A 6,502-nucleotide genomic window follows, 5' to 3' on the forward strand; every position below is an offset into this window, starting at 1 on the left:
TTGCCCATGTCCGCGCGCATCATCGATGGAAGGGCGCTCGCTGCCGAGGTTCGGAATGAAGTGGCCAAAGGCGTCGCCGCCCTGGTTGCCGGCGGCGCGGCGGTCCCGGAGTTGGCCGTCGTGCTGATCGGCGACGACCCCGCCAGCCACGTCTATGTCTCGAACAAGGTGCGGCAGACCGAAGCTGTTGGCATGCGATCACGCCGGTTCGTGCTCGCTGCGGACACGCCGGAGCGGTTGTTGCTCGACTTGATCGAGCAGTTGAACCGCGATCCCGCGGTGAGCGGGATATTGGTTCAGTTTCCGTTGCCCCCTCAGATCGATGCCGCGCGCGTCGTGACGGCTATCCGGCCCGACAAGGATGTCGATGGATTCAATCCGTTGAACGTGGGGCGGACGGCCGCCGGAATGGAAGGCGCCTTGGTTCCGTGCACGCCTCTAGGCATCCTGCGTTTGATCAAATCGGTGCACGACAACATCGCCGGCCTCGGAGCACTGGTCGTGGGAGCATCGAACGTCGTGGGCCGGCCGATGGCGCGGCTGCTGTTGCAAGAGATGTGCACGGTCTCCATCGCGCACGTTCGGACCACCGATCTGGAACGGCGCTGCAGGGAAGCCGACATCCTCGTTGTCGCAACCGGCGTTCCAGGCCTGATCCGCGGTCATTTCATCAAGCCGGGCGCAACGGTCATCGACGTCGGCATCACTCGTATCAAGTCCGGTTCAGGAGCCCAGAGGCTTGTCGGCGATGTCGCTTTCGACGAGGCGATTGAGGTCGCCGGCGCGATCACGCCTGTCCCGGGCGGCGTCGGGCCGATGACCATCGCGTGTCTGCTCGCCAACACGTTGGGCGCGGCCCGAATGGAAGCCGCCCGGTCGAAGGCGAAAGAGGCGGACGTGACGTCGGCTGCCTGACTGGAGCCCCGGACCAACGTGCCTGGCGAGAATTGGGCGGCCGAGTTGCGGTCGCCCAAGCAGAGATATTCGAAAGCGTTTACAAAAGGGGGAGAACGAACGTGACGACACAGGTCCTGGACGCACCGCAGCAGCGGGTTATCGACATCGGTTCACTCGCAGAGGAGGGGACGTGGAACGCCTCGCGAAAGCAGGTGCTCCTGCTCTGCGCTCTCGCCATCGTCCTCGACGGTCTGGACAATCAAATTCTCGGCTTCGCCATACCATCGATGATCAAGGAGTGGAGCGTCACGCGCAGCGATTTCGCTCCGGCCCTCGCGTTGGGCTTCGTGGGCATGACGATCGGCACGCCGATCGGGGGCGTCGTCGGCGACTGGCTCGGACGCAAGGTTGCCCTCATCGCATCCGTCTTCCTGTTTGGTGCGGCGACCTTTGCGATTGCGGTCGCTCATGGTGTCGGCGAGGTCGGCTTGTATCGTTTCCTGGCGGGCCTTGGCCTTGGCGGTGCCCTTCCGGCGGCGACCGCGTTGATCGCAGAATTCACGCCTAGGCGGAATCGCAGTCTTTCCGTGATGCTGGGCATTGTCTGCATCCCCATCGGAGGCATGATTGGTGGCCTGATCGCCGCTCAGCTGCAGCCCGAATATGGTTGGCGCATGCTCTTCGTGGTCAGCGGCGTGTTGCCGGTGATCGTCGCAGCGGTCCTGATGTTCGCACTGCCGGAATCGCCGCAATATCTATTGGGGCGTGGCGCTGACATGGAAAAGGTGGCGAAATCCGTTCGGATCCTGGACCAGGCCGCTGCCGCTTCCAAAGCCTTCATCGACCGGCGCGACGTCGGTGTCGAACGTGCTTCGCTCACCGCATTGTTCACTGCCGGATTTCGTCGTACGACGACGGCGCTCTGGATCGCGTTCTTCTTCTGTTTGTTGCCGGTCTACGTCCTCTACGCGTGGGCTCCCACTCTTTTGACCGGCAAGGGTTTTGACGTGCAGACGGCGAGCTTCGGTCTGGCACTGTTCAACTTCGGGGGCGTCGGTGGCTGCATCGTCACCGGTTGGGCGATCGGCAGGTATGGAACGCGCGTCGCGATCCTGACTGTTGCCGGCGCGGCAACTATCGGCGCAGTGATCCTGGCATCGATACCGCTCTCGACCGAAACCCAGCCGCTGCTCATGGCTCTCTTGTGCATCGAAGGCTTCTGTCTGCTCGGCGCGCAGGGCTCTCTCTATGCGCTGGCGGCCCACATCTATCCAACCAACGTCCGGTCGACCGGTGTCGGTGCGGCCGCCGGCTTCGGCCGAGCGGGGGCCATTGTCAGCGCGTATATCGGCACATTCGCACTCAACTACGGTGCGACCATGTTCTTCGCCGTCATCGCCTTCTGCGTCGCGATTACGTTCATCGCGGTGGCGGTCATCGATATGCATCAGGCCGCGATGAAAGCCGAAACGGCGAGTTCCGGCATCTGAGGAGATGCATCCGCTACTGTGCATGGGGTTGTTTTCGCGCTTTTGTTTTGCGAACGCCTGAACAGCCCCGCTCAGCGCCGGCCGCGCGGCGCCTCGGCCTTGGCCGGCGGCTCGGTCTGCGGGCCGCAGCTCGCGGCCGCAAGCGTCGCCTGCGCCTGCGGCATCAGGCCGGGCTCGGGGGCGAGCGCCTTCATCACGATCAGGCCGGTGGTGCTGGGGGAATCGATGATCAGGCGGTCGGCGGCGGTGACCTCTTCGTCCTCGGGCAGCTCGTTGTGCTGCGCTTCCGTCATCAGGTCGAGCTCGATCACCTTGCGGCCCGCCGAGCGGTCGTTGATGGCGTAATAGGCGATCTCGTTGCGGGTGTAGAACGACACCGAGGTGTAGGCCTGGCTCACCGGCACCGTCAGCTTGATCGGCCCGCTTGTGAGGTCATACCGGCAGATCGCCAGCGCAAAGGCCGGGTCCATAAACGGCATCGGTGACGTCTGCGGATCGGCGAGGGGAAGCTGGCTGACGCCATTGAGCTTCGTCATCGGCGTCAGTCGCGAATAGGCATCCTGCGTCGCGATCCGCGGCAGCGCCAGCACGCTGACGAGGTGGACCACGAGGCCCAGCACCACGCCGGCAACGACGGTGAACAAGAGGCGGATCATGAGCAGCCCGCCGTCGTGATGGTGGGCATCGGCGCATCGCGCTGGGTGCGCGTGGCAACGCCGACGGGGGTGTCGTAGAGCCGCAGCATCAGGGCGTAGCGCTCGATGCCGCCGGTCGGCAGCCAGTTGCCGGCGCGCGAGCGCGAGGCGATGCGGATCTCGAACGAACCGTCCGACTGCCGCACGATCTCCTGGCTGGTGAAGCCGTAGCGGGCAAGCGAATTGGCGACGAGATGGCCCTTGCGGTCGTACAGCGTCAGCGTCCAGAATCGCGCCGGCGGCGTCACGCCGGAGACGATCACGTCGCAGCGGCCGTCGAGCGCCTTCTTCTTGTCGTCGGTGGTGGCGGTGAAGGCGACGCCGTCGCCGGTGCCGATCGGCAGCTCGCCGTTGCGCACGATGGTGGCGCGCGAATAGGGATCGACGTCGGCGGTGCCGGTGCGCGGGCGCGCGGTCCAGGCGCCGATGGTCAGCGCGCCGATCTCGGTGCCGCGCGTCGTCGTCATCCAGGTCGCGCCCAAGCCGACCACCGTCGCGAGCAGAAGGGCCGTCAATGTGATCAGGATCAGCCGCACTTGTTTCGATCAGTTCTTGCGCGGGGCGGAGGCGTTGGCATTCTCTTCCGCATAGTTCTGCGGGAAGGCGAGCGCGCTCGTCGCCGAGGGCGGCCTCGCCGCCTTGGTGTCGGCATCGGCCGATTTCTTCGCCGTCTTGGCAGCGTCATCCAGCAGCTTCTCGACGCGCACCAGGATGTCGGCGCCGCGCTTGGTCAGCACCGGCGGCGGACCCGGCTTGGTCTCCAGCACCTTCGGCGCCGCGTTGGCCTGCGCGTTGCTCACATGCTGCGGCGGCAGCTTCTGGCCCATGCCGATGCCGGGGATCTCCCGGACCTCGACGCCCTGATGCGCCGCGAGCATGATGTCGTGCCAGGTCTGCGCCGGCAGCGAGCCGCCGGTCATGCGGTTGGTCGGCGAGTAGTCGTCGTTGCCGTACCAGACCGCGCAGGTGAAATTGCCGGTGTAGCCGACGAACCAGGCGTCGCGATACGCGTTGGTCGTGCCGGTCTTGCCCGCGGTCGGAATGCCGTCGAGCGCGGCACGGCGCGCGGTGCCTTCGCTGACCACGTGGCTCATCATGCCCGCCATGTCGGCGGCCACGGAGGCGGGGATCGCCTGCCGCGGCTTCGGCCCGTCGCGGTCCCAGCGCCAGACGAGGTCGCCGGCGCCGGTGCGCACTTCGAGCACCGAATGCGGCGTCACCGCCTTGCCGCGGTTGGGGAAGGTCGCGTAGGCGACCGCGTGCTCGAGCACGGTGACTTCGTCCGAGCCGATCGGCAGCGACGGCGTGTCGGGCAGCGGCGCCTTGAGGCCGAAGCGGCGCGCGACTTCGACGATCTTGGCGCGGCCGATCTTGGCCGGGTTCGGCGCCTTCGGCTGCTCCTTCTGGCCGATCGCGATCGACAGCTTCACCGGCACGACGTTGATCGAGCGCGTGATCGCCTGCGTCAGCGTCACCGAGCCGGAATAGGAATGGCCATAGTTCTGCGGGCACCAATTGCCGATGCAGACCGGGCCGTCGACCACGATCGAGTTCGGCGTAAAACCGTTCAGCAGCGCGGTGGTGTAGACGTAGGGCTTGAACGAGGAGCCCGGCTGGCGGTAGGCGTCGGTGGCGCGGTTGAACTGGCTGGCGCCATAGTCGCGGCCGCCGACCATGGCGCGGATGCCGCCGTCGAGATCGGACACCACGGTCGCCGCTTGCGTTGCGTGATAATCGCGGCCGAACTGGCGTAGCTGGTTCTCGACCGCGTCTTCGGCGGCCTTCTGCACGTTGGTGTCGATGGCGAGGCGCACCACGAAGACGCGCTCGGTGTAGGACTTCGGGAAAGTGTCGACCAGCTTGCGCATCTCGTCGAAGGCGTAGTCGAGATAGTAGTTCGGCGAAGCCTCGTCGCGGCGATCGACCGCGAAGGCCGGATTGCGACGGGCGCCGAACACCTGGCCCTCGGTCATGAAGCCGGCATCGACGAGGTTGTCGAGCACGACGTTGGCGCGGGCGCGGGCGGCGGGCAGGTTGATGTGCGGGGCGTATTTGGTCGGGGCCTTGAACAGGCCGGCGAGCATCGCAGCTTCCGCCAGCGTCACGTCGCGCGCGGACTTGTTGAAGTAGAAATGTGCCGCGCCGTCGACGCCGAAGGTGCCACCGCCCATATAGGCGCGGTCCAGATAGAGCTTGAGGATCTCGTTCTTGGTCAGGCGCCATTCCAGCCAGACCGCGAGGAAGGCCTCGTTGACCTTGCGCTCGATGGTGCGCTCGTTGCTGAGGAACAGGTTCTTGGCGAGCTGCTGGGTGATCGAGGAGCCGCCCTGGCGGACGCCGCCGGCCTGCGCGTTGGTCACGAGCGCGCGCGCGGTGCCGGCGATGTCGATGCCGAAATGCTCGTAGAAGCGACGGTCCTCGGTCGCCAGCGTCGCCTTGATCAGCACGTCCGGGAAATCTTCCAGCGGGATCGAGTCGTTGTGCTTGATGCCGCGGCTGCCGATCGGGTTGCCGTAGCGGTCGAGGAAGCTCACGGCGAGATCGGACTTCTTCAGCCAGTCCTCGTCCGCGGTCTCGCGGAAGGCGGGGATGGCGAGGGTGAGCATCACGACCAGGCCGCCGAGGCCGAGGGTGGCGGCCTCCGACAGCGGCTCGATGAACACCCAGCGCTTCCAGCGCCCGACATAGAAGCGGTCCATGAAGGTCGAGTAGCGCTCGTAGAGCTCGCGGATGCCCTTGGCCGAGGAGAACAGCGAGGAGTCGATGCGCGCATCGAGGTCCAGGAAGAAATTCCGGACCTTCTGCTTCCAATGCGGTGGTATGATCTGGCGCACCTAGAACCCTTGAGGCTTGGTTCGAAAGCGTTCAAGCACCCGGCCGGGGGCGGCATCGAGACGTCTTGAGGGAATGTTGCGGCAAACCCAAGGCGCCCGGCCAGCATCCGAGGGGCTTGCTGTTCCTTCTAGCCGAGCGGGGCCCATAAACCAATGGTCACGCTCGCGATTTTGAACAACAGGCCTAATTGACCCCGGATCATTACGGGCCTCAAAGGTGGGTTGCTTGCACCACCCCGGCCGCACGCCCTAGATGGCTCGAGCCGTAGCTCTTTCGAACTTTTGTTGAGGCGCATGACCGCAGTTCCCAAACGACCTTCAGGCCAGGAAGGATTCTTCTGGAAAACCAAGACGTTGGAAGAGATGTCGGCGGGCGAATGGGAAAGCCTGTGCGACGGCTGCGGGCGCTGCTGCCTGAACAAGCTCGAGGACGAGGACACCGGGCAGATCTATTTCACCCATATCGGCTGCAAGCTGCTCGATGGGATGAGCTGCGCCTGCAAGGACTATCCGAATCGCTCCGACAAGGTTCCGGACTGCGTCCGCCTGACGCCAGCCAATGTCCGCACCCTGAACTGGCTGGCGC

Annotated in this window: 6 protein-coding genes; 3 read left to right on the plus strand and 3 right to left on the minus strand. The window is 65.4% G+C overall.

Going from position 1 to position 6,502, the window contains the following annotated elements; genetic code table 11:
- The first annotated feature begins 6 nt into the window (after positions 1 to 6).
- Positions 7 to 915 (plus strand): bifunctional 5,10-methylenetetrahydrofolate dehydrogenase/5,10-methenyltetrahydrofolate cyclohydrolase, encoded by a 909-nt coding sequence (locus tag IC66_RS0112610; protein ID WP_038947858.1) that lies wholly within the window; start codon positions 7 to 9, stop codon positions 913 to 915.
- 32 nt (positions 916 to 947) lie between these two features.
- Entirely contained in the window at positions 948 to 2,387 is a 1,440-nt protein-coding gene (locus IC66_RS0112615) for an MFS transporter (protein WP_157158049.1), read from the plus strand.
- Positions 2,388 to 2,458: 71 nt separating this feature from the next.
- Here the strand turns inward: IC66_RS0112615 and IC66_RS0112620 are convergent, their stop codons facing one another.
- From IC66_RS0112620 to IC66_RS0112630, 3 genes are read right to left on the minus strand one after another with little or no spacing between them, the layout of a single operon-like run.
- Positions 2,459 to 3,043 carry a DUF1254 domain-containing protein gene (locus tag IC66_RS0112620; protein ID WP_028142993.1) on the minus strand — a complete coding sequence of 195 codons (585 nt, stop codon included), beginning with the start codon at positions 3,041 to 3,043 and terminating at the stop codon, positions 2,459 to 2,461.
- Entirely contained in the window at positions 3,040 to 3,618 is a 579-nt protein-coding gene (locus IC66_RS0112625; protein WP_028142994.1) for a DUF1214 domain-containing protein, read from the minus strand. Before IC66_RS0112625 ends, IC66_RS0112620 begins: the two co-directional genes overlap by 4 nt.
- Before the next feature lie 9 nt (positions 3,619 to 3,627).
- Positions 3,628 to 5,916, minus strand: a complete 2,289-nt coding sequence (locus IC66_RS0112630) for a transglycosylase domain-containing protein (RefSeq protein WP_018315809.1) — start codon at positions 5,914 to 5,916, stop codon at positions 3,628 to 3,630.
- 294 nt (positions 5,917 to 6,210) lie between these two features.
- Between IC66_RS0112630 and IC66_RS0112635 the strand changes: the two genes are divergently transcribed.
- Positions 6,211 to 6,502: YkgJ family cysteine cluster protein (locus tag IC66_RS0112635; protein ID WP_162131330.1), on the plus strand; the 292-nt coding region annotated here is incomplete at its 3' end.

The sequence above is a fragment of the Bradyrhizobium genomosp. III genome, from assembly GCF_000261705.1.
Taxonomy (GTDB): Bacteria; Pseudomonadota; Alphaproteobacteria; order Rhizobiales; family Xanthobacteraceae; genus Bradyrhizobium; species Bradyrhizobium ottawaense.

Coding starts and splice junctions, on each gene's coding strand:
- IC66_RS0112620 (WP_028142993.1), bottom strand. CDS start 3,043: ATGATCCGCCTCTTGTTCACCGTCGTTGCCGGCGTGGTGCTGGGCCTC.
- IC66_RS0112610 (WP_038947858.1), top strand. CDS start 7: ATGTCCGCGCGCATCATCGATGGAAGGGCGCTCGCTGCCGAGGTTCGG.